Here is an 893-nt window from a genome sequence, read left to right as displayed (position 1 = left end):
CTTCCCGGACCGCGTCGCACGCAACCGCGGCAATGGCAGCTTCGTGCTGGCCAGTGGCCGCGGCGCCGCCGTCGAGCAGACCTCCTCGCTCGCCCGTGCGCCCTACATCGCGATCGGCGAGATGACGGGAACGGCGGCGAGCGGCCGCATCCTGCTCGCTGCGCAAATCACCGAGGGCGAGATCGAGAACCATTTCGCCGAGCATATCGAGACCGCCGACGAGATCACCTTCGATCGCGGCGCGATGGCGTTGCGCGCGCGGCGAAAGCGCGTGCTGCACGCCATCACACTCTCGGAGTCGACACTTGCCGTCTCGCCCTCGGAGGACACCGCGCGTATTTTCGCCGACGGCTTGATCGCCGCCGGTCTCGACCGGCTGCCCTGGTCGAAGGCCGCAAAGCAGTGGCGCGACCGCGTGATGTTCCTGCGCAAGGCCGAGGGCGACAGCTGGCCTGATCTCACGGATGACGGATTGATCGCGCGGCGCGACGATTGGCTGGTGCCGGCGCTCTACGACAAGATCGCGCTCAAGGATATCTCGCCGGGCGATCTCTCCGACGCGCTGATGGCGCTGCTGCCGTGGGAGATGCGCGCGCGGCTCGACCGCGAGGCGCCGACGCATTTCGAGGCGCCGACCGGAAGCGTGCTCGCGATCGACTACGAGGCCGAGCAGGGACCGACCATCGCAGTGCGGCTGCAGGAATTGTTCGGTCTCAATACCCATCCCTCGATCGCCGCCGGCAAGGTGCCGCTGGTGCTGGAGCTGTTATCGCCGGCGCAGCGCCCGGTGCAGGTGACGCGCGATCTCCCAGGCTTCTGGCGTGGCAGCTATGTCGCGGTGCGCTCCGACCTGCGTGGCCGCTACCCGCGCCATCCCTGGCCGGACGATCCCG

General features: G+C 68.8%; 1 protein-coding gene. It reads left to right on the top strand.

Translation table 11 applies throughout. From position 1 onward, the window contains the following. Positions 1–893 (top strand): ATP-dependent helicase C-terminal domain-containing protein (locus MOV74_RS39195; RefSeq protein ID WP_309486888.1); only part of this gene is annotated, 893 nt, incomplete at both ends.

The organism is Bradyrhizobium sp. SHOUNA76, assembly GCF_023006445.1.
Taxonomy (GTDB): Bacteria; Pseudomonadota; Alphaproteobacteria; order Rhizobiales; family Xanthobacteraceae; genus Bradyrhizobium.
The sequence above is the reverse complement of the archived record's forward strand: the minus strand, read 5'-3'. Positions and strand labels throughout refer to the sequence as shown.